The 19,682-nt window shown below is 65.5% G+C and carries 19 protein-coding genes; 9 read left to right on the forward strand and 10 right to left on the reverse strand.

The features are described from left to right. Positions 1–71 precede the first annotated feature (71 nt). From AAFG50_RS40710 to AAFG50_RS40720, 3 genes are all read left to right on the forward strand, one after another. On the forward strand, positions 72–1,049 hold the full coding sequence (locus AAFG50_RS40710; protein ID WP_011083775.1) for a tripartite tricarboxylate transporter substrate binding protein: 978 nt from the start codon (positions 72–74) through the stop codon (positions 1,047–1,049). A 187-nt stretch (positions 1,050–1,236) separates the two neighbouring features. Next, positions 1,237–1,722, forward strand: coding sequence for a tripartite tricarboxylate transporter TctB family protein (locus AAFG50_RS40715; RefSeq protein WP_028172632.1), 486 nt, complete (start codon positions 1,237–1,239; stop codon positions 1,720–1,722). A gap of 4 nt (positions 1,723–1,726) precedes the next feature. Beyond that, positions 1,727–3,235: a tripartite tricarboxylate transporter permease gene (locus AAFG50_RS40720; RefSeq protein WP_028172631.1), complete on the forward strand. Its 1,509-nt coding sequence runs from the start codon at positions 1,727–1,729 to the stop codon at positions 3,233–3,235. A gap of 42 nt (positions 3,236–3,277) precedes the next feature. Here AAFG50_RS40720 and AAFG50_RS40725 read toward each other — a convergent pair whose 3' ends face one another. After that, positions 3,278–4,972: a bifunctional diguanylate cyclase/phosphodiesterase gene (locus AAFG50_RS40725; protein WP_028172630.1), complete on the reverse strand. Its 1,695-nt coding sequence runs from the start codon at positions 4,970–4,972 to the stop codon at positions 3,278–3,280. 221 nt (positions 4,973–5,193) lie between these two features. On the opposite strand from AAFG50_RS40725, the gene AAFG50_RS40730 reads away from it, so the two are divergent. Further along, the gene (locus tag AAFG50_RS40730) at positions 5,194–5,454 is read left to right on the forward strand and encodes a hypothetical protein (protein ID WP_028172629.1); all 261 of its coding nucleotides are present in this window, start codon (positions 5,194–5,196) and stop codon (positions 5,452–5,454) included. A 202-nt stretch (positions 5,455–5,656) separates the two neighbouring features. On the opposite strand, the gene AAFG50_RS40735 is transcribed toward AAFG50_RS40730, so the two are convergent. From AAFG50_RS40735 to mtgA, 3 genes are all read right to left on the reverse strand, one after another. After that, positions 5,657–6,301 (reverse strand): hypothetical protein, encoded by a 645-nt coding sequence (locus tag AAFG50_RS40735; protein WP_028172628.1) that lies wholly within the window; start codon positions 6,299–6,301, stop codon positions 5,657–5,659. 158 nt (positions 6,302–6,459) lie between these two features. Beyond that, positions 6,460–6,642, reverse strand: coding sequence for a 50S ribosomal protein L32 (rpmF, locus tag AAFG50_RS40740; protein WP_007598106.1), 183 nt, complete (start codon positions 6,640–6,642; stop codon positions 6,460–6,462). 168 nt (positions 6,643–6,810) lie between these two features. After that, positions 6,811–7,485: a monofunctional biosynthetic peptidoglycan transglycosylase gene (mtgA, locus tag AAFG50_RS40745; protein WP_028172627.1), complete on the reverse strand. Its 675-nt coding sequence runs from the start codon at positions 7,483–7,485 to the stop codon at positions 6,811–6,813. 161 nt (positions 7,486–7,646) lie between these two features. Here mtgA and AAFG50_RS40750 point away from each other — a divergent pair, with 161 nt between their 5' ends. Both AAFG50_RS40750 and AAFG50_RS40755 read left to right on the forward strand, forming a co-directional pair. Then, positions 7,647–8,570: a polyprenyl synthetase family protein gene (locus tag AAFG50_RS40750; RefSeq protein WP_011083768.1), complete on the forward strand. Its 924-nt coding sequence runs from the start codon at positions 7,647–7,649 to the stop codon at positions 8,568–8,570. Positions 8,571–8,577: 7 nt separating this feature from the next. Then, the gene (locus AAFG50_RS40755) at positions 8,578–9,264 is read left to right on the forward strand and encodes a DUF1345 domain-containing protein (protein ID WP_028172626.1); all 687 of its coding nucleotides are present in this window, start codon (positions 8,578–8,580) and stop codon (positions 9,262–9,264) included. Between the two features lie 152 nt (positions 9,265–9,416). Here the strand turns inward: AAFG50_RS40755 and AAFG50_RS40760 are convergent, their stop codons facing one another. Further along, positions 9,417–11,234 (reverse strand): caspase family protein, encoded by a 1,818-nt coding sequence (locus AAFG50_RS40760; protein WP_028172625.1) that lies wholly within the window; start codon positions 11,232–11,234, stop codon positions 9,417–9,419. Positions 11,235–11,382: 148 nt separating this feature from the next. Then, positions 11,383–11,811 carry a GFA family protein gene (locus AAFG50_RS40765; protein ID WP_028172624.1) on the reverse strand — a complete coding sequence of 143 codons (429 nt, stop codon included), beginning with the start codon at positions 11,809–11,811 and terminating at the stop codon, positions 11,383–11,385. Positions 11,812–11,905: 94 nt separating this feature from the next. On the opposite strand from AAFG50_RS40765, the gene AAFG50_RS40770 reads away from it, so the two are divergent. The 3 genes from AAFG50_RS40770 (at position 11,906) to AAFG50_RS40780 (ending at position 14,999) form a co-directional block, all read left to right on the forward strand. After that, on the forward strand, positions 11,906–12,280 hold the full coding sequence (locus tag AAFG50_RS40770; protein WP_011083764.1) for a nuclear transport factor 2 family protein: 375 nt from the start codon (positions 11,906–11,908) through the stop codon (positions 12,278–12,280). Between the two features lie 193 nt (positions 12,281–12,473). Further along, on the forward strand, positions 12,474–13,343 hold the full coding sequence (gene bla / locus AAFG50_RS40775; RefSeq protein ID WP_028172623.1) for a class A beta-lactamase: 870 nt from the start codon (positions 12,474–12,476) through the stop codon (positions 13,341–13,343). Positions 13,344–13,388: 45 nt separating this feature from the next. Beyond that, positions 13,389–14,999: a Na+/H+ antiporter gene (locus AAFG50_RS40780; protein WP_074076494.1), complete on the forward strand. Its 1,611-nt coding sequence runs from the start codon at positions 13,389–13,391 to the stop codon at positions 14,997–14,999. 31 nt (positions 15,000–15,030) lie between these two features. Here AAFG50_RS40780 and AAFG50_RS40785 read toward each other — a convergent pair whose 3' ends face one another. From AAFG50_RS40785 to ispG, 4 genes are all read right to left on the reverse strand, one after another. Then, positions 15,031–15,834 (reverse strand): N-acetylmuramoyl-L-alanine amidase, encoded by an 804-nt coding sequence (locus AAFG50_RS40785; RefSeq protein WP_028172621.1) that lies wholly within the window; start codon positions 15,832–15,834, stop codon positions 15,031–15,033. Between the two features lie 3 nt (positions 15,835–15,837). Then, positions 15,838–17,175 carry a Rieske 2Fe-2S domain-containing protein gene (locus tag AAFG50_RS40790; protein ID WP_028172620.1) on the reverse strand — a complete coding sequence of 446 codons (1,338 nt, stop codon included), beginning with the start codon at positions 17,173–17,175 and terminating at the stop codon, positions 15,838–15,840. A gap of 185 nt (positions 17,176–17,360) precedes the next feature. Continuing rightward, the gene (locus tag AAFG50_RS40795) at positions 17,361–18,257 is read right to left on the reverse strand and encodes a TauD/TfdA family dioxygenase (RefSeq protein ID WP_028172619.1); all 897 of its coding nucleotides are present in this window, start codon (positions 18,255–18,257) and stop codon (positions 17,361–17,363) included. Positions 18,258–18,395: 138 nt separating this feature from the next. Next, complete coding sequence (gene ispG, locus AAFG50_RS40800; RefSeq protein ID WP_027542165.1) at positions 18,396–19,679, reverse strand: flavodoxin-dependent (E)-4-hydroxy-3-methylbut-2-enyl-diphosphate synthase; 1,284 nt, start codon at positions 19,677–19,679, stop codon at positions 18,396–18,398. Between the last annotated feature and the right edge of the window lie 3 nt (positions 19,680–19,682).

A 19,682-nucleotide genomic window follows, 5' to 3' on the forward strand; every position in this document is an offset into this window, starting at 1 on the left:
TTCAGGGACAATCCCGTCATGACAAAGAGAGACGGCGGCCCGAACGAGGCCGCTGCGAGGGAGGTAACCCGATGTCGCGGTATGGGCTGAGGACGGCTGTATTCGCCGCCATACATATTGCCGTGGGAGCGCTGCTCGCGACCGCGGCCGGCGCGCAGGACTATCCGAGCAAGCCGGTCACGCTGATCGTGCCATGGCCGGCCGGCGGCTCGACCGACATCTCGATGCGCGCGATCGCGGACAGCGCCTCGAAAGTGCTGGGACAGCCGATCGTGATCGACAACAAGGCCGGCGGCGGCGGCACGGTGGGCCCCGCGACCATGGCAGCGGCCGCCAAGCCCGACGGCTACACCATCTCGCAGATCCCGATCACCGTCTTCCGCCTGCCCTTGATGCAGGACGTGTCATGGGACCCGGCGAAGGACTTTACCTATATCATTCACCTCACCGGCTACACGTTCGGCGTGACCACCAGCGCTGAGTCGCAGTTCAAGTCCTGGAAGGACGTGGTCGAGTTCGCGAAGGCGAATCCGGGCAAGGTGACCTATGCGACACCGGGCACCGGAACCTCGCTCCATATCGGCATGGAGCAGATCGCGGCGATGTCCGGCATCAAGCTCACGCAGGTGCCGTTCAAGGGCGGCGCCGAGACCAACGCCGCAGTGCTGGGCCAGCACACGATGCTCCAGGCCGATTCCACGGGATGGCGGCCCTTGGTCGATGCCGGCAAGCTGAAGCTTCTGATGGTGTGGACTGGCGCGCGATCGCCGAATTATCCCGACGTGCCGACGCTGAAGGAGCTCGGCTACCCCATGGTCTACGATTCCCCGTTCGGCATCGCCGGCCCGAAGGGCATGGACCCCAAGATCGTCGCCAAGCTGCACGACGCCTTCAAGAAGGCCGTCGAAGATCCCGCGGTGATCGCCACGCTCGCCAAGTACGACATGGTGCCGAACTACAAGAACACCGAGGACTACAGGAAGTTCGTCGTCGAGGTCACGGAGTCCGAACGCAAGGTCATCGACACGCTCGGGCTCGCGAAGAAGTAGAATCGCGAGAACAACTTGGGCTACTGCAAATTCTGACGTCATCCTGAGGTGCGAGCCGCCCTTGCGGCTCGCCTCGAAGGATGGACACGGGCACCGTCGCCCTTCGTGGGCCACCGAAGAAGCGGCCGCCTCAGCGACAACGGCTTAGCCGTTGCGCGGGGGTGACGGTGGTCTAGGAGTGTTTCACATGGGCGACCAAACCGACGTCAAACTCCGCCTCTCCAACTCCGAACTCTGGGGCGGGCTGATCGGGCTCGGGCTCGGCGGCTTCGTGATCTGGCAGGGCTTGCGGCTGAAGCTCGGCACAATCAACGATCCCGGCTCTGGCTACGTGCTGTTCTACACCGGCATCCTGATGTGCGTGTTCGCGGCCTCCATCATCGTCTCGGCCGTCACCGAGGGCGGGCCGACGCTGGCCTCGCGCTGGGAAAATGTGCGCTGGGGCAAGCCGCTGCTCGTCATCGCCTGCCTCGTCGCGTTCTCCTTCGCGCTGGAGCCGCTGGGATTTCTGCTGTCGTCGATCCCCTTGCTGCTGCTGATGTTGCGGCTGATCGATCCGGTGCGCTGGACGCTGGCGATCCCGATCGCCGTGCTGGTGCCATCAGGCATGTGGTGGGTGCTCAAGCGCCTGCTCCTGATCCAGTTGCCCTCCGGCCTGTTCGGGATCGGCTGATCGCATGGATACGCTCGTCAACGTCGCGCATGGGTTCGGCGTCGCGCTGCTGCCGATCAACTTGCTCTATTGCTTCATCGGCGTCTTCATCGGCACGCTGGTCGGCGTGCTGCCGGGCATCGGGCCGATCTCGGCGATGTCGCTGCTGCTGCCCGTGACGCTGTCGGGTACGCCGGAATCCGGCATCATCATGATGGCCGGCATCTATTACGGCTCGATGTATGGCGGCTCGACCACCTCGATCCTGGTCAACATCCCCGGCGAGGCGGCCTCCGTCGTGACCTGCATCGACGGCCACCAGATGGCCAAGCAGGGCCGCGCCGGCCCCGCGCTCGGCATCTCCGCCTTCGGCTCCTTCATCGCCGGCACGTTCGCGCTGGTGGCGCTGATGCTGGTGGCGCCGAGACTTGCCAGCATTGCGATCGCATTTGGCCCGGCCGAGTATTTCAGCCTGATGGTGCTCGGCCTCGTGGTGCTCACCTTCCTCACCCGGGGCTCGATGCCGAAGGCGCTGCTGATGGCGTGCATCGGCGTCGTGCTCGGGCTGATCGGGCTCGACAGCATCACGGCGCAGCCGCGCCTGACCTTCGGCCGCATGGAGCTGATCGACGGCATCGGACTCGTGCCCGTGGTGATGGGCCTGTTCGGCGTCGCCGAGGTGCTGCTCAACACCGAGCAGGCGATCAAGCGCGACATCATCAACGCCAAGATCACGCAGCTCTTGCCGAACAAGGCCGATTGGCAGGCCAGCGCCGGCCCCGTCGCGCGCGGCACGCTGCTCGGCTTCCTGCTCGGCATCCTGCCCGGCGGCGGCGCGGTGGTGGCCTCGTTTGCGTCCTATGCGCTGGAGAAGCGGCTGTCGAAAACGCCGGAACGGTTTGGCCATGGCGCGATCGAGGGCGTCGCGGGCCCCGAATCCGCCAACAACGCGGCGGCTGGCGGCGCGTTCATTCCGCTGATGACGCTGGGCATCCCGCCGAACGTGGTGATGGCGCTGCTGCTCGGCGCCTTCGTCATCCACGGCCTGCAACCGGGGCCGCTGCTGATCACGCAAAACCCCGGCCTGTTCTGGGGCATCGTCGCCAGCATGTATATCGGCAACGTCATGCTGCTGATCCTCAATCTGCCGATGATCGGCATGTGGGTGCAGCTCCTGAAGCTGCCCTACAACATCCTCTTTCCCCTGATCATCCTGTTCACGATCCTGGGCGTGTACTGCTCCAGCAACAACGTGTTCGACGTCTATGTGATGATCGCGTTCGGGATCATCGGCTATTTCATGCGCAAGCTCGGCTACGAGCCGGCACCGCTGGTGCTCGCCTTCGTGCTCGGACCGATGCTGGAGAACAATCTGCGCAAATCGCTGATCCTGTCGCAGGGCGATCTCTGGACCTTCGTGCAGCGGCCGATCTCGGCGGCGTGTCTTGCGCTGGCGCTGGCGCTGCTGGTCGCCCCGCTGCTGCCGTCGCTGCGCAGGAAGCGCGAGCTGGTGGCGCTGGATGAGGGAGCGTGAGGGAGGGGAAGCGAGATCGCAGCGCGATTAAACGATGAACTCCTACCCCGCCGCAGGCAGCGCGCTGTCCGGCGGCGCACTCCACGGGCGTTCGGCTGACGCCAGCCCGATCAGACGGCCCTGGATGTAGTCGCAACCCCAGTCGCGCAGCATGTTTGCAGCCTCGTCGTCCTGCACCCATTCGGCCACCGTCTTGATGTCGAGGCGGCGGGCGAGATCGATCAGGGTCTGCACGAAGGCGCGATCGTCGGCGGAACGGGTGATGTTCTGCACGAAGGCGCCGTCGATCTTGACGATGTCCACGCCGAGCTTGCGCAAATTGCGGAACGAGGTGTAGCCGGCGCCGAAATCGTCGATGGCGATGCGGCTGCCGAAATTCTTCAGCCGCGTGACGAAGCCGCGGACATCGTCGATGTCCTGGATCGCGACCGTTTCGGTGATCTCGACGATCAGCCGCTCGGCGACCCCGGGATGCGCCAGCATCAGCGACTCGATTCCCGCCCACCAGTCCGGATCCATGGTGGTGTCCGGCGAGATGTTGAGGCTGAGACTGACAGCGGGCGCGGCCGCAAGCTCGGCGACCACGAGCTCGAGCACGCGGTGATCGACCAGGCGGATCAGGCCGAGGCGCTCGGCAACCGGCACGATGTCGGGCGCGAGCAGCACCTGGCCGTCACCCTGGTCCATCCGCACCAGGCATTCATGGAATGCGCGCTCGCGCGAGACGGCCGAGACCACCGGCTCATAGGCGAGCTTGATGCGGCGCTCGTTCAGTGCGGTGACGATCTCGTCGGTGACGCGGATGTTGACGCGGCGCTGCGCGTCGCGCGTGGCATCCGGACGCCACGCTGCAAACGAGCCGGCGCGGCGGCGCTTTGCGGCGTCCAGCGTCTCATGGGCGCGGTTGACCGCCTCGTCGGTGTTGCGGGCATAGCGCGGCACGCTGACCGCGCCGATCGACGCGGTGACCGAGACCGGGCCGGATTTGGTCGGCACCACCTCGTCCCGGATGCCGGCGAGGAAACGCTCGGCGGCGACGTTCATGTCGTCGATGGTGCAGTTCTTCAGGATCAGGCCGAACTTGTTGCCGGAGAAGCGCCCGAGCACGTCGCCGCCGCGCAGCCGCGCGCGAATGCGTTTGCCGACATCGAGAATCACGGCATCAGCAACGTCGAAGCCGAAGGCGTCGTTGACGCGGGCGAGATGATCGATGCCGACCAGCATGAAGGCCGCGGTCGAGCGGAAGCGGGTCGTCTCCTCGATCGCCTCGGCCAGCGCCGCGATCAGATGCGAGCGGTTGAGTTCGCCGGTCAGCGGATCGAGCCGGGCCAGCCTGGTCAATTCCTCGTCGCGGGCGTGGCGCTCATTGTTGATGCGGACGGAGCCGATCGCGCGGACCGGACGGCCGTCGGGACCGGCGAACCAGCGGCCGGTCTCCTCGACCCAGACCACGGGATCGGAGGCGCTCATGCGCACGCCGTATTCGACCCGGTAGGGCGTGCCGTCGGCGCCGTGCACGGCGGATGTCTGCGCCAGCGCGGCGGTCCGCAGCGACGGCGCGGGCTCGATCAGCTTGGCGAATTCGGCGCCGGTCGCGAGCCGCTCGGCGGGGATGCCGGGGAAGACGGCGCCGGCGTGCTCCCCCCAGACGATGACGTCGCTGGCGATGTCCCAGGCGAACACGGCCTGGCCGAGCGCGGCCAGGATGTCGGAGGCTTGTGGCAATGCGGGGGTCAAAATCGCCTCATTTCGGGACAGCGGGGAGTCCTGAGCCGGCACAGGATAGAGCCAGATTCGCCCCCAACCCTAGGCAAAGTTGATAAACAATTTGGAAACCATGTTTCGGGGCAGCGCGGAACCAAACCGGCCCGGCCGGCATAGGCCTTGCGAGTACGTGACTCGCACCGGCGCCCGCGTCCCGAAACGCGACGATCTTCGCCGGATCAACGGTGATTGCGATGTTGAGTACTGATCGATCGAACTTGGCGGACTACGGCACAGGCTCGGCCCTCGTGCCGCTGCTGCCGACGTTGCAGTGGGTTATCAAGGCGCCGCTGCCTCGCCCCGATCCGAGCTTCGTCACCCAACTCATCGCCAATGCCGAGCATTTGCCCCAGGCCAGCCGGCTCCGCCGCGCCTCCCCTGAAGATGCGCGGATGGCCTATGGCAGCAAGCGCCCGCTCGGAAGCGTCAGCGCGCGCACGCGGCAGGTGGCTTAATCCAACTTGCAGGACAATTGTTGCCTCACGCTCGCTGCACCTCTCCCGCCTGTGGGAGAGGTCGACGCGCTCGAAGAGCGCGGCGGGTGAGGGCTCTCTCCTCTTGGGGATTCCCTCTGCGGAGACACCCCCTCCCCAACCCTCCCCCGCAAGCGGGAGAGTGAGCACACCGTCAAAGCGGCAACAGGGGTAACGCGCTCGATCAGCGCGGCGTATCCGGCGACGACGGCGTGCCATTGCCCGGCTGCAGATGCGGCGAGGGAATTTCCGGCGAGGGCGGGCTCACCGGCTTCGGCGCCGGATGGTCCATCAGCACGGATTCGGCGACCGATTGCGCGGTGGGCGCGGGCGGCACCGGGGCTGCTTGCGGTGCCGACACCGGCTCGAATTTGGGCTCGGACGCGACGTCATCCGCCGGCGCCTCGGCCTGGCGCTTGGCCTTGCGCGGCGCGGGCACCGTCGTCTCGGCGACATAGGTGACGCGGCGGCGCGTGCGCTGGGCGATGCCGCCGAGGAAATCGGCCATCGCGAGCAGCACCAGCAGGAAATAGGTGGAGTTGCCGAATTTGGGCCACATCACGAATTCGGCGGCGGCCGCGCCGAACACGATCAGCGACAGCAGATGATCCATCAGGAATTTCGAGCCGGGCCGCGCGCCTTTGACCACCTCGAGCAGCAGCAGCACGATACCGAGCGCAAGCATCAGATCGGCGAGCGTGACCGGCCAGGTCTCGCCCGTGATCATCGGCACCTTGAACAGCACGTCCGAGAAGGACACGCTGGGCATCAGGAAGGCGATGATGTTGTAGACCGCGAGCGGAATCAGGAGCAGCGGGAAACCGACCATCGGCGAAATGCCTTCTCGATCAAGATATCCGGACAGAACAATGCAGCGGCGAAGCATTCGCTCCGCCGCCGTCACCGTCATATCTCATGGGTTGGCCGAAATCAGGCAGGTCACGTCATCCTGATTGAGGATAACCCTGCCCGAAGAAGAGTCCGACCTCAGGACTCTTTCTTCTTCAGGACCTGACGGCCCTTGTACATGCCGGTCTTGAGGTCGAGATGGTGCGGACGACGGAGCTCGCCGGAGTCCTTGTCTTCCACATAGGTCGGCTTCTTGATGGCGTCTGCCGAGCGGCGCATGCCACGGCGCGACGGCGAGGTTTTTCTTCTCGGAACGGCCATTTCAATATCCTCTAGGGATTGGTGTCATCAGGGCATCGTCCGCGAGGGACGGCTCAGCACCCGCAATACGAGGCGAGCTGAATGCCGATCAAGGCCGCGCTTATAGAGGAAGGCTGGCCGCAAAGCTAGGCTCTTGGGCCGGAAAATGCGCCCGAAAAGGGCCCGAAATCAGCGATTTTCCCGCCAGCAGGTCGCAAGCGTCGAGGCCTGCGCCCTTGCCACATAGGTCCCGGCGAGCCGCCGGACGCCCGGTCCGGGGGTCCTGGCGCTGCGTTTGACCGGATTCGGCAGGATCGAGGCCAGAAGTGCCGCCTCCCGGGGGGAGAGGCTGGCGGCCGATTTACCGAACGCATAGGCGCTGGCCGCCTCCACCCCAAACTGGCCCTGCGGACCGAGCTCGGCGATGTTGAGGTAAATTTCCAGGATCCGCGGCTTAGGCAGGACGAAATCGATCCACAACGCCAGCGGGAATTCCAGCGCCTTGCGGATGAAGTCCCGCCCCTGCCAGAGGAACAGGTTCTTCGCCACCTGCTGGGTGATGGTGGAGGCGCCCCGGAAGGCGGTGCCGTCCTCCTTCGCGTCGTCGATCGCCTCGCGCAACGCGCCCCAGTCGATGCCGTGATGCTTGCAGAAATGAGCGTCCTCGGCCGCCACCACCGACCGCGGCAGGTAGGGCGACATCGCCGCGAGATCGATCCATTCCCGCTGCATCGGCGCGCCCCGCAAGCTGCGCCAGGCCATCAGCGTCGAAACGGGATGGCCGGTGCGGTAGAACGGCGCGATCACATAGGGCGCGAGAACCACGACCGCGAGCGCTACCAGCAGGATTTTAACGATGCGCAAATCGACCTTTCCGGCGCAAAATGAAACGCAGCCACGGGCCCAGCCATTAAGTCTGTGATAATTCGGGTCTTTTCCAGCACTTTTTAGGCCTTCCAAACGATTGACTGAGGCGGGCTCATAAAGGATTGTCCCGCCGAATTTTAGTTCTGGAGCCCTTCTTGATGACCGGCACGTCCCCGTCCGATTTCGCCAAACGTCTGGACAAGACCGCTGATGACACCGAGGCCCTGCTCGGGCGCCTCCTCGCGGACGACATCCTGCCCGATGAAATCGCCCGTCCCAAGCGACTGATGGACGCAATGCGCTATTCGAGCCTGAACGGCGGCAAGCGCCTGCGGCCGTTCCTGGTGGTTGAAAGCGCAGCCGTGTTCGGCGTGCCGCGCGAGGCGGCGCTGCTCGCCGGTGCGGCGCTCGAATGCATCCACTGCTACTCGCTGATCCATGACGACCTGCCGGCGATGGACAATTCGGACCTGCGCCGGGGCCGGCCCACCCTGCACAAGAAGACCGACGACGCGACCGCGATCCTCGCCGGCGACGGCCTGCTGACGCTCGCCTTCGATATCGTCACCCGCGACGAGATCCATCGCGACGCCAATGTACGGCTGCTGCTGACGCGCGCGCTGGCGCGCTGCGCCGGCATCGGCGGCATGGTCGGGGGCCAGATTCTCGACCTCGCAGGCGAAGGCCGCTTCGGCGGCAACGAGCCGATCGATGTCGCCCGCATTCAGCAGATGAAGACCGGCGCGCTGCTGCGCTACGGCTGCATCGCCGGCGCGATTCTCGGCCAGGCCACGGCCAAGGAATATCAGGCGCTCGACGATTACGGCCGCGCGCTCGGCGAAGCCTTCCAGATCGCCGACGATCTGCTCGACGTCGAAGGCGATGCCGCGGCGCTCGGCAAACCTTCGGGCCAGGATGCTGCGCTCGGCAAGACCACCTTCGTCACCCAGCTCGGCATCGAAGGCGCCAAGCAGCGCGTGCGCGACCTGCTCGCGCGGGCCGACAGCGCGGTCTCGATCTTCGGCGACCGCGCCGCCGTGCTGCAAGCCGCCGCGCGGTTTGTCGCCGAGCGCAAGAACTGACCGGGCGATGACGGGCGTCGACAAGGAAGATCCCGTCCTCGCGCGCTTCCAGAGAATGTCGCGGCCGATGCGCGTGATCTACGCGCGGCCGCGGACTTTCATTTCACTCGGCTTCGGCATTCTGGTCTGCCTGCTGCTGCCCGGCTCCCTGCGGCTGGCGACGCGGCTCGTGCTCGGCTGGGATGCGCTGATCGCGGCCTATCTGGTGCTGGTCTACGTGATGATGCTGAACAACGACCACCAGCACATCCGCCGCAACGCTGCGATGCAGGACGACGGCCGCTTCGTGATCCTGCTGGTGACGGCGATCGGCGCATTCGCGAGCATCGCGGCGATCGTCGCCGAGCTCGGCGCCCATCGCGGCGCCACGGAGCTGACGATCGCGATCACCACCATCGCGCTGTCATGGGCCGCCGTGCACACCACCTTCGCGCTGCACTACGCCCATGACTACTATCGGCACCCGCCGGGCGGGTTGCAATTCCCGAGCGGCGACAAGGAAGACCACGCCGACTATTGGGACTTCGTCTATTTCTCGTTCGTGATCGGCATGACCGCGCAGGTCTCCGACGTCGGCATCACCGACAAGACCATCCGCCGCACCGCGACCGCGCACGGCATTATCTCGTTCATCTACAACACGGCCTTGCTGGCCCTGACGGTGAACATCGCGGCGAGCGCGATTGCGACGTAACGTCGTCCCGGCGAAGGCCGGGACCCATACCGCGTGATCTATCGTATGAGAACGGTGCGAGTACCGAAGACTCTATAGATCATAGCTAATCTTCGCCAAACCACTTCCTGTGGTTATGGGTCCCGGCCTTCGCCGGGACGACACCGTGCCCTTCAATTACACACCTCGGCGTTGGCATCGTTGCCGGGGCCGCCGCCACCGCGATACTCGAGATGGCAACCGCGGTTGACCGGGCGGCAGCCGCCATTAGTGCAGAAGACCTGCCCGCCGCCTGAGGCGCGCCGCGCACCGGTCGCGATGCCGGCAGCGTCGCCGCCCAAGCCACCGAGGCCGCCCGCGGCGCCGATCTGCGGACGCTGCCGTGCCGGGCGATCCTCGCTGTCGTCACGCCGCGAGGTCGCAGGTTTGGAAGCCGTCGGCTTGGCGGCGCGCTTCTTCTCGCATTCGTTGTCGTCGTTCAGCGCATAGCCGTCGCCGCAGACGATCCTGGTGCACTTGTCGCCGTCGGCCTTGAAGCCGTGCTCGCAGACCAGCGGGCAGACGCGCGACGGCTTCGACTTGACCGTATCGAGCGCATCGGTGCTCGCCACTTTCACGTCGAGCTTGGTGCCGGCATAGCGGTTGAACTGCGACAGCGACCGCTGCGAGGACGTGTTCCAGTTGCCGTCGGCCTGGCCCGAGAAACAGCCGACGCGGCCGAGCTCGGTCTGGACCGAGCGGCTGAGATCGGCCGGCGTGGTCGCCGGCGTCAGGGACGCAACGTTGGTCCCGGCGGGGCTCGCCGTGCTGGCCGGCGCAGCGCTCGGGGCCGCGGCGGCGAGGTTGACGCGCTGCTGCTCGGCGGCGGCCGCCTGCTGCTGCGCCTGCTCCTTTGCCTTCTGGGCGGCAAGCTGCGCCTGCTCGGCGGCCTTCGCATCGGCCGCAGCCTTGATCTGCGCATCCTTCTGCGCACCGACGGCGGCAAGACGATCGCGCTCGGCCTCGGCCTGCTTCGCCTTCTCGATCGCCGCCGCATGGGCCTGCTCGGCACCGATCTTCTCGAGCTGAAGCTTGGCGAGGCTGGAATAGAAACCGTCCGGATGCTGGGCGAGGAAGGCGTCCCATGCCGCCCTGTTGCCGACCTGGAGCGCGAGCTCGTAGTCGCGGCGGATGTCGGCCTGCGGGTTCGCCACGGGCGACGCTGCAGCCGCCACCTTGACCGGCACCAGCGGGACGTCGTCGCCGCCGAGCGAGCCATAGACGAACGGCTCCTGCTTGTTGCCGGTCGACTTGAGCACGTCGTCGCGCACGAAGCCGAAGGCGCGGCGGACATCGAGGCCCGGCGTCGTCAGGTGCTTCGACAACGCAACCGTAAACGGGCTGTTGGCACCGTCGCCGTCCTGCGCCGTGAAGCCGGCCTTGGCCGAATAGGCAATCAGCGTGTTGGGGCTGGTCGGCTCGACCTGGGCGAGGCCCCGGCCAAAGCCGCGCGAGGCCACCGAGCGCTTCATGGTCTTGCCGAACGGATTGTCGCGGCAGGCATCCAGGATCACCAGGCGGAGCTGCTTGGCAGGTTCGACGGCGACCAGGACGCGGTCGAGCGAGAGTGCTTCGTCATAGACGTCGGTATCGCGCTCGAGCCTGGCGTCAACGGGGATCAGATAATTGGAGCCTTCGACCTCGATGCCGTGACCGGCATAGTAGACCACGGCGATGTCGGCATCGCGGGTCGCGTCCGCGAAGTCGCGCAGCACGCGCCGCGTCTCGAGTGCCGACAGATCGTGCCGGGAATCGACAATGTCGAAACCGGCATCCTTCAGCGTCTTCGCCATCACCGAACCGTCATTGACAGGGTTGGTGAGTGACGGCGCGTGCTGATAGGCCGAATTGGCCAGCACCAGCGCCACGCGCTTTCCGGCAAAAGCAGGTTCTGCGCCGAACAGCAGCGCGAGGGCGAGGAGAAGCGGGCAAAGTCTGAGCAAATTGCGCATGACACGAATTCCGAAGTTCAGGGCCGTTCGAGCCCCCTTTGGGATCGCTCTAGCAGGCTCCAGCGCCGGTGCTTGTCAGATCGAATGCCCCCCTTTGGTTTGTCGCGCCAGCGCCATCGCGGTTCGCTGGGGTCCCGGCCGGGTTCCCTCATCCGTCCCCGACGTGCCCCCGATATTGCGGCAGATTGTCCGTAATCTCATGCCAGGGCGCCTTCGAGCCGACGAAAATGTGGGCGCTCGGCCGGATCGAGGGGGCATCGACCAGGGTTCCCATGGCGACATGAACCCATTTTCCGTCGCGCACCCGGGAATAAAGCAGCGAGCCGCAACGGGCGCAGTGGGCATCATGGGTGGTGTCGTCCCCGAAAATGATCCGCTGGTCGTCACCCCGGACGATGCGGAGCTTCTCTTGCGCGATGCCGGCGAACGGCTTGAAGGCGGAGCCGGTGGTGCGACGGCAATTCGAACAGTGGCAGTTCATTGCGTAAGAGAATTGGTCCGCGACCTCGTAGCGCACGGCGCGGCAGTAGCATTCACCGGTTAGGATACGAGCATTCGAATTTTCTGATCCGGTCATGGCAACGCCTGCGTGCAAATGGTTGACACACCCATAGCGCATTTTTATGCGTACGGCTAAATTCCCGCCGAGCCATCATTCAAAGGGATGACCCATGAGCCAGAATCGTTCGAGCGTCGAAGCCGTCGTGCAAAGCTACTTTGACGGGCTCTACGAGGGCGACGCCGACAAGCTCGGCGACGTATTCCATCCGTCCGCCGATCTGCGTTGGGTGGAAAAGGGCGAGCTGAAGATCCTGACCGTGCCGGACTGGCTCGCCTGGGTGCGCAAGCGCCCCTCGGCCAAGGCGGAAGGCAAGCCGCGCGAGGATTTCATCGTCACCATCGACCGTTCGGACGACAAGACCGCCTTCATCAAGGTCCGGTGCCAACTGCCGCCACGTTTTTTCACCGATTATCTGGTGGCGATGAAGCTCGCCGACGGCTGGCAGATCGTGTCGAAATCGTACCGGTATGACCTGAGGGAGTAAGGGAGCCTCAATCTCCCGCTGCCCAATATCTGCCGCGCTCGATGCCCATCCTCCGTCATTGCGAGCGTAGCGAAGCAATCCAGAATCTCTCCGCGGAAACACACTGGATTGCTTCGCTACGCTCTCAATGACGATGTGGGACAATCGTGCGCGACCTTCCCTCCCCCTGTTCCATCTGTCCCAAAGGTCCCCCATGCTGCTCGACCGCCGCTCCCTCCTCGCCTCGCTGTGCTGGATGGCCGCCACTCCCGTGCTCGCCGCCGACGCGCCGCCTGAGCTCGAAGCCTATGAGCGCGAAAGCGGTGGACGGATCGGGCTCTATGCGGAAAACTTGGCGACCGGCGCGAAGATCGCCTGGCGCGCCGACGAGCGGTTCGTCATGTGCTCGACGTTCAAGGCCTCGCTCGCGGCCTGCGTGCTGGCGCGGGTCGATCGCGGCCAGGAGCAGCTCGCGGCCATGATCCCTTACGGCCAGGCCGACCTTCTGAGCTATGCGCCTGTTGCCAAGCAAAATCTCGCGGCCGGCAAGATGTCGGTCGCCGAGATGTGCAAGGCGATCGTCGAGCTCAGCGACAACACCTGCGCCAATCTGCTGCTGGCACGGATCGGAGGGCCGGCCGCCCTCACGGCGTTCTGGCGATCGCTTGGCGACACCACCTCACGGATCGACCACAACGAGCCTGAGGTCAATAAGTCAGCGCCCGGCGATCCCCATGACACCACGACGCCGGCCGCGATGGCCGGCAATCTGCGGCGGCTGGTGACGGGCGAGGCATTGTCGCCGGCGTCGCGCGCCCAGCTCACCGAATGGTTGGTGGGCTGCAAGACCGGTGCGAACCGGCTGCGCGGCGGCCTGCCCGCGAGCTGGACCATCGGCGACAAGACCGGCAACAACGGCAAGGACGCATCGGGCGATATCGCGGTCGCCTGGCCCAAGCCCGATACTAAGCCCGATGCGCCGATCCTGATCGCGGCCTACACCCAGGGCGGCTCGCCGACTGCCCCGCAGATCGAGGCCGTGTTCGCGCGCATCGGACGCATGGTGGCAGGGCGCCTGGCGTAAGGCCCCCGCATTGACCTCTTGGCCGCTTCCGGGCGAAGACAGGCCATGATCGCAGCGAAATTCCAGACCTTCCTCATCCTGCTCGCGGTGCTGGCGGGCACCGCGCTCGTCGCCCGCCGTTTCAACATCGCGCCTGCGATCTTGCTGATGCTGTCCGGCGTCGGCCTCGCCTTCGTGCCGGGCATGCCGCCGGTGGAACTGCCGCCGGAGCTGGTGCTGCTGATGGTGCTGCCGCCGCTGATCTACTCGGCGAGCGTCGCCATGAGCTGGCGCGAGTTCCGGAACAATCTGCGCCCGATCGTGCTGCTCGCGGTCGGCGCGGTGATCTTCACCGCGGCGATGGTGGCGGCCGCCACGCACTATTTGATCGGCCTGCCATGGGCCATCGGTTTCCTGCTCGGGGCCATCGTCGCGCCGCCCGACGTGGTGGCACCGCTCGCGATCGCGCGGCGGCTCAACATACCGCGCCGCCTCCTGGTCATACTCGAAGGCGAAGGGCTCGCGAATGACGCCACCGCGCTGATCCTCTACCGCTTCGCGCTCGCCGCCATCATGGTCGGCCATCTATCGCTTCCGATGGCGGCCGGCGAGTTTGTCCTCATTATCGCCGGAGAGATCGCCTTCGGCATCGGCGTCGGCTGGCTTTCCCTGCGCTTCCGCAGATGGGCGAAAGATCAGCAGGTCGAGCTGACGCTGTCGCTGATCACGCCTTACGTCTCCTACTGGCTGCCCGAGCATGTCGGCGGCTCCGGCGTGATCGCCACCGTCGCCTGCGGCCTCTATGTGAGCTGGAACGGCCCGCTGCTGATCTCCTCGGCGACGCGCCTGCAAGGCATCTTCTTCTGGGACCTCATCATTTACCTGATCGAGGGCCTGCTGTTCCTGCTCACCGGCTTCCAAATGCGCGCGCTCTACGAGAAATCGAAGGCGTTCCCACTCGACGACATTCTCATCGCGACCGCCGTCGTGCTGACGATCATTGTGACCGCGCGTTTCGCCTGGCTCTATCCCGCGACCTATCTGCCGCGGATCCTCTCCAAATCGCTGCGCAAGCGCGACCCGTCGCCGCCATGGCAATGGCCGTTCGTGCTCGCCTTCACCGGCGTGCGCGGCGCGGTGTCGCTGGCGGCGGCGCTGGCGCTGCCGTTCACGCTGCCTGATGGCAATGCCTTTCCGTATCGCGACCTGATCCTGTTCGTCGCCTTCGGCGTCATCTTCGTCACGCTGATCGGCGTCGGACTGACGCTGCCGCCGGTGGTGCGCTGGCTCGGCGTCGCCGAAGCCGGCCGCAACGAGCATGTCGCCGAGCATGAGGCCGAGATCGCGGCACGCCGCCAGGCACTCGACGCTGCGCTGAAGTCGCTCGATGCGCTGACCGAGGCGAAGGAGGTGTCGGACGAGGTGATGCGGCTGCTGCGCGCCCGCCACGAGATCCGCGTCAACCAGCTCCCTGATTCACTCGATCCCACCCATCACGACGTCTCCGCCGCCGGCACCGCGCTGACCCGCGAGCTGATCGCCGCCGAACGAAAATTCATCCACAACCTCCTGCGCGACGGCCAGATCACCGACGAGACGCGGCGCCGGATCGAGCGGGATCTGGATCTGGAGGAGGCGAGTCTGGCGAACCGGGAGTATCGGGGCGTGCCGCTGTAGCTTCTCGTCATTGCTGAACCGGCTGCGCAAGCTACCGCTTCTCGCAGAATTTCCCCATCGCCGCCGCGACGGCTCCCGCGATCATCTCCTGCCGCTCCGGCGAGTTCATCGCCATCTCCTCGTCGCGGTTGATGATCGAGCCGGCTTCGAGCAGCACCGCGGCGCTGTTCGTTCGCGACAGCACGACGAGCCCGTCGTAGCGGTAGACGCCGAAATCCCTGTCCAGCAATTGGCGCCGGTAGCGCCCCATCACCGGCAATGTGTATTGGCTGGCATAATGCAGGCCCTGCTCTTTCAACTGCCGGCCGATCATCCGGGCCAGCAACAGGCTGGTGGCGAAGTGCGAATTGCGTTCGGATACGAACAGCGAATGGCCTGAAAACCGATCGCTGAAATAACTCATCGCGCCGTCGAATTCCCAGGTCTCGAGCAGCTTGTCCGGCACCGAGTCGTGATGGATCGACAGCAGGAGATCGGGCCGGCCGTCATTCGCGGCACTGACGCGCTTGAACAGGCTCGGCCGCGCCTTGCCGTCCGTCACGAGCAGGCGGGCTGCGGCAAAGCCTTGGTCCCTGAGTTTCGCCGTGATCAGCTTTCCGAGCCGGAAGTTGAAGCCGAATTCCGTATCATTGCGCGCGCTCAGCGCGCCATAGGAGTCCGGGGTGTGCCCGACATCCACGACGATCCGGAATTTCGGCATCTGGCATTTGGCCGATGACGCCGGCGGCTTCGTCATTGTTCGCGCGGCAGCGGCATGTCCGCGCTCGACAGGGGCAAGCGACGACAGCAGGGTCGACGCGACCAATCCGGCGATGATGCTGCGCAATTGGCCCAAGCGCTACTCCGCTGCTGCGACCTTGGGACGGCCGACGAAGCCCGCGACATCGCCAAAACGTTCCAGCATCACCGCGGGCAGGTCCTTGGCCTTGCTGGTGACGCAGGCGCCGGAGCGCACCGCATAGCGATCCTGATGCGCGGCCTGCGGCGGCGCTTCGCCGCGCTGGAGCGCGCGGGCCAGATCCATCACGACTTTCCGGAAATGCATGATGCCGAGATCGGTCGGGCCGAGATGCTCGCGGGTGCGGTCGGCGATCGGCCCCTGGCTGTCCTGCACGGCGGCGTCCTGCTCGGAGACGCCCTTGATGCCGGTATAGCTCCTCGTCTTCTGGAGCTTGCGATCGATCAGATAGTCGTTGCCCTTGTGGCGCAGCGGCACGTAATTGTCGTCGACCTCCGCGATCACGCCATTGCCGCGGTCATAGGCGTCGCGTTCGGCCTGCGTCAGCGGCCGCTCCGGATTCCAGGCGTAGGTGGAGATCCAGCAATTGGTATCGCTGACCGGCACGAAGGTCTGGCCAAAGATGTTCTCGCCCGGCATCGCGCTCGGTGCGTAGGCGTGGAACGGCATCAGGAACTGCGCGATCCGCCAATAGATGTTGTCGCTGCCGGTGAGCCGGCCACCGGCAATGGAGAGGCCGGCGTCGTGCGGGGCGATCTTGATCACCGGCCGCGGGTCCTCGGCGATCCAGCGCATGTGGTCGCTCGACATCCGCGCGATCGGATTCACAAAATGCTTCTTGATGTCGAGGATCTCGTTCTCCTCCTTGTCGAAGGAGAGATGCGCAAAGGTGAAATGCGCGGTGTCGATCGAGCCCTCCAGCGCCTGCACCCAGTTGCAGTCCTGCCATTTCTTGCTGACGTAACGATGCGAGGCCGGCAGCATCGCCATTTCGAGATCGGGCAGCTCGGGCATGACGTCCGCCGGGCCCATATAGGCCCAGATCATCTCGCCCCATTCGCGCACCGGATAAGACTTGATGCGGATGAGATCCTTGGCGTTGAGATCGGGATAGGAGGTCGGCATGTCCACGCAGCGACCGTCCGTGTCGAACTTCCAGCCGTGATAGACGCAGCGGATGCCGCATTCCTCATTGCGCCCGAGCCAGAGATTGGCGCCGCGATGCGGGCAGTATTGATCGATGACACCGACGACGCCGCGCGAATCGCGGAAGGCGAGCAGCTCCTCGCCGAGCACGACGATCTTCTTCGGCTCGCCATCGGCTTCAGGAAGCTCCTTCGACAGGAGCACAGGAATCCAGAAGCGGCGCAGCAGCTCGCCCATGCCCGTCCCGGGGCCGGACTCGGTCAGGAATTTATTGTCCTCTGCGCGGAGCATGGAAAATCCTCCCGATTTGTTTTTGGGAAGATTGGCGCGGACGTGAGACGACGTCAACGCAAGAACGGTTTCGTAGGGTGGGCAAAGGCGCGCTCTTCGCGCGTCGTGCCCACCGTCCTGTTGCATGCACAGCGAGATGGCGGGCACGGCGCTGACGCGCCATTTTCACCCTACGGCAGCCATGCCTAAACCGGCCGCTCCCCCTTCACCGTCACCCGTGTCCCCGAGCGCGTGTGCGGCCAGTAGTCCCACATCGCACGGTGCTGGGTGCAGCGGTTGTCCCAGAAGGCGATGGCGTTCTCGGTCCAGCGGAAGCGGCACTGGAACAGCGGGTTCTCGGCGTGCTGGTAGAGATAGGCGAGCATCGCGTCGCTCTCGTCGCGCGGGATGCCGTTGATGTGGCGAGTGAAGCCGCGGTTGACGTAGAGCGCCTTCCTGCCGGTGACCGGGTGCGTGCGCAGCACCGGATGCTCCGCGTTCGGATAGGATGGACGATCGGCGACGCCATAGTTGGCATAGAGGCCGCGATAGATCGGCTCGCCGTCATGCAGTGCGGTCAGGCCGTCGAGATAGGCCTTCATGCGATCCGACAGCGCCTCATAGGCCGCATACATGTTGGCGAACAGCGTGTCGCCGCCGCGGGGCGGGCACTGCTTGATGTAGAGGATCGAGCCCATTGGCGGCTCGAGGTCGCAGGACACGTCGGAGTGCCAGCCCTCGCCGTTGGCGCGCGGCGAGTTCTTGTCGGCATAGATCTTCATCAGTGCCGGGTCTTCGTCCTCGTGCGGCGCTGCGGGATGGAAATGCAGCTCGCCGAACTTGCGGCCGAAGGCGAGATGCTGTTGTGGCGAGATGTGCTGGTCGCGGAAGAAGATGACGAGATTTTCCGCGAGCGCGCGATGGATCTCGTCCATCTGTTGATTGGAACGAACGTCATCGGAGACGAGCCTGCCGATGTCGACGCCGGAGATTTCCGCGCCGATGATCGGTGTGAGCTTTTCGACCGCGATGGTTTCGTAAGGCGCGCCGTCCTCGGCCATGTGGCGATAGCGCGGACCCTGCTTGCCGGCGAGTGAGCTCATGGCGTGTCTCCCGATCATTTTGATTGGAGACATCGTAGCGCGGATGGAGCGAAGCGCAATCTGGGCTACGACCCGCGCAAAAAATAAGGCGGGTTACGCTTCGCGAACCCGCCTCACGATTCCAATGTTTGGGAACGACTACTCCGCCGCGGTCACCGGTACCTTGGCGCCCTGGCCGTAGCGCTGGTCGATGTAGTCGATCACCAGCGCCTTGAAGTCGGCGGAGATGGTCGGGCCGCGCAGCGTGCGGAACTTCTTGCCGTCGACGAAGACGGGCGCGGCCGGCGCTTCGCCGGTGCCGGGCAAGGAGATGCCGATATTGGCGTGCTTGGATTCGCCGGGGCCGTTGACGATGCAGCCCATCACCGCGACGTTGAGCTCTTCCACACCCGGATATTTCGTCTTCCAGGCCGGCATCTCGTCGCGGATGAAATCCTGGATCGAGCGCGCCAGCTCCTGGAACGTGGTCGAGGTGGTGCGGCCGCAGCCGGGGCAGGCCGCGACCAGCGGCACGAAGGTGCGGAAGCCCATGGTCTGCAGGAGCTCCTGGCCGACCTGCACCTCACGGGTGCGGTCGCCGCCGGGCTCCGGCGTCAGCGAGATGCGGATGGTGTCGCCGATGCCCTGCTGCAGCAGGATGCCGAGCGCGGCCGAAGAGGCGACGATGCCCTTCGAGCCCATGCCGGCCTCGGTGAGACCGAGATGGATGGCGTAGTCGGAGCGCGATGCGAGATCCTGGTAGACCGCGATCAGATCCTGCACCGCCGAGACCTTTGCGGAGAGGATGATGCGGTCCTTGGGCATGCCGAGCTCTTCGGCGCGCGCGGCCGAGAGCAGTGCCGACTGCACCATGGCCTCGCGCGTCACCGCGCGCACGTCGCGCGGATTGGCGGACGCGGCATTCTCGTCCATCAGCTTGGTCAGCAGCTCCTGGTCGAGCGAACCCCAATTGGCGCCGATGCGGACCGGCTTGCTGTTCTTGTTCGCGATCTCGATGATGTCGGCGAACTGGGTGTCGCGCTTGTCCTTGAAGCCGACATTGCCGGGATTGATGCGGTACTTGGCGAGCGCCTCGGCGCAGGCGGGATAGGCCGCGAGCAGCTTGTGGCCGATATAATGGAAGTCGCCGATCAAGGGCGTGGTGATGCCGCGCTTGGCGAGGCCGTCGCGGATGTGCGGGACGGCGGCCGCGGCCTCCTCGCGATCCACGGTGATGCGGACCATTTCGGAGCCGGCGCGCGCGAGCGCTGCAACCTGGGCGATGGTGCCGTCGATATCGGCGGTGTCGGTGTTGGTCATCGACTGCACGACGATCGGCGCACCGCCGCCCACGGCGACGTCTCCGACCTTGACCTGGGTGGTCCGGTGCCGGGGCGCGGGGCCCGCGATGTCTGAATCGATGGTGTTTTCGAGCTTGTTCATGGG

Source organism: Bradyrhizobium sp. B039, from assembly GCF_038965675.1.
GTDB classification, from domain to species: domain Bacteria; phylum Pseudomonadota; class Alphaproteobacteria; order Rhizobiales; family Xanthobacteraceae; genus Bradyrhizobium; species Bradyrhizobium diazoefficiens.

Bases quoted from the DNA above. Each gene is read 5' to 3' on its own strand.
- AAFG50_RS40710 (WP_011083775.1), top strand. From the start codon at position 72: ATGTCGCGGTATGGGCTGAGGACGGCTGTATTCGCCGCCATACATATT.
- AAFG50_RS40715 (WP_028172632.1), top strand. From the start codon at position 1,237: ATGGGCGACCAAACCGACGTCAAACTCCGCCTCTCCAACTCCGAACTC.
- AAFG50_RS40720 (WP_028172631.1), top strand. From the start codon at position 1,727: ATGGATACGCTCGTCAACGTCGCGCATGGGTTCGGCGTCGCGCTGCTG.
- AAFG50_RS40730 (WP_028172629.1), top strand. From the start codon at position 5,194: ATGTTGAGTACTGATCGATCGAACTTGGCGGACTACGGCACAGGCTCG.
- AAFG50_RS40735 (WP_028172628.1), bottom strand. From the start codon at position 6,301: ATGGTCGGTTTCCCGCTGCTCCTGATTCCGCTCGCGGTCTACAACATC.
- rpmF (WP_007598106.1), bottom strand. From the start codon at position 6,642: ATGGCCGTTCCGAGAAGAAAAACCTCGCCGTCGCGCCGTGGCATGCGC.
- AAFG50_RS40750 (WP_011083768.1), top strand. From the start codon at position 7,647: ATGACCGGCACGTCCCCGTCCGATTTCGCCAAACGTCTGGACAAGACC.
- AAFG50_RS40755 (WP_028172626.1), top strand. From the start codon at position 8,578: ATGACGGGCGTCGACAAGGAAGATCCCGTCCTCGCGCGCTTCCAGAGA.
- AAFG50_RS40760 (WP_028172625.1), bottom strand. From the start codon at position 11,234: ATGCGCAATTTGCTCAGACTTTGCCCGCTTCTCCTCGCCCTCGCGCTG.
- AAFG50_RS40765 (WP_028172624.1), bottom strand. From the start codon at position 11,811: ATGACCGGATCAGAAAATTCGAATGCTCGTATCCTAACCGGTGAATGC.
- AAFG50_RS40770 (WP_011083764.1), top strand. From the start codon at position 11,906: ATGAGCCAGAATCGTTCGAGCGTCGAAGCCGTCGTGCAAAGCTACTTT.
- bla (WP_028172623.1), top strand. From the start codon at position 12,474: ATGCTGCTCGACCGCCGCTCCCTCCTCGCCTCGCTGTGCTGGATGGCC.
- AAFG50_RS40780 (WP_074076494.1), top strand. From the start codon at position 13,389: ATGATCGCAGCGAAATTCCAGACCTTCCTCATCCTGCTCGCGGTGCTG.
- AAFG50_RS40790 (WP_028172620.1), bottom strand. From the start codon at position 17,175: ATGCTCCGCGCAGAGGACAATAAATTCCTGACCGAGTCCGGCCCCGGG.
- AAFG50_RS40795 (WP_028172619.1), bottom strand. From the start codon at position 18,257: ATGAGCTCACTCGCCGGCAAGCAGGGTCCGCGCTATCGCCACATGGCC.
- ispG (WP_027542165.1), bottom strand. From the start codon at position 19,679: ATGAACAAGCTCGAAAACACCATCGATTCAGACATCGCGGGCCCCGCG.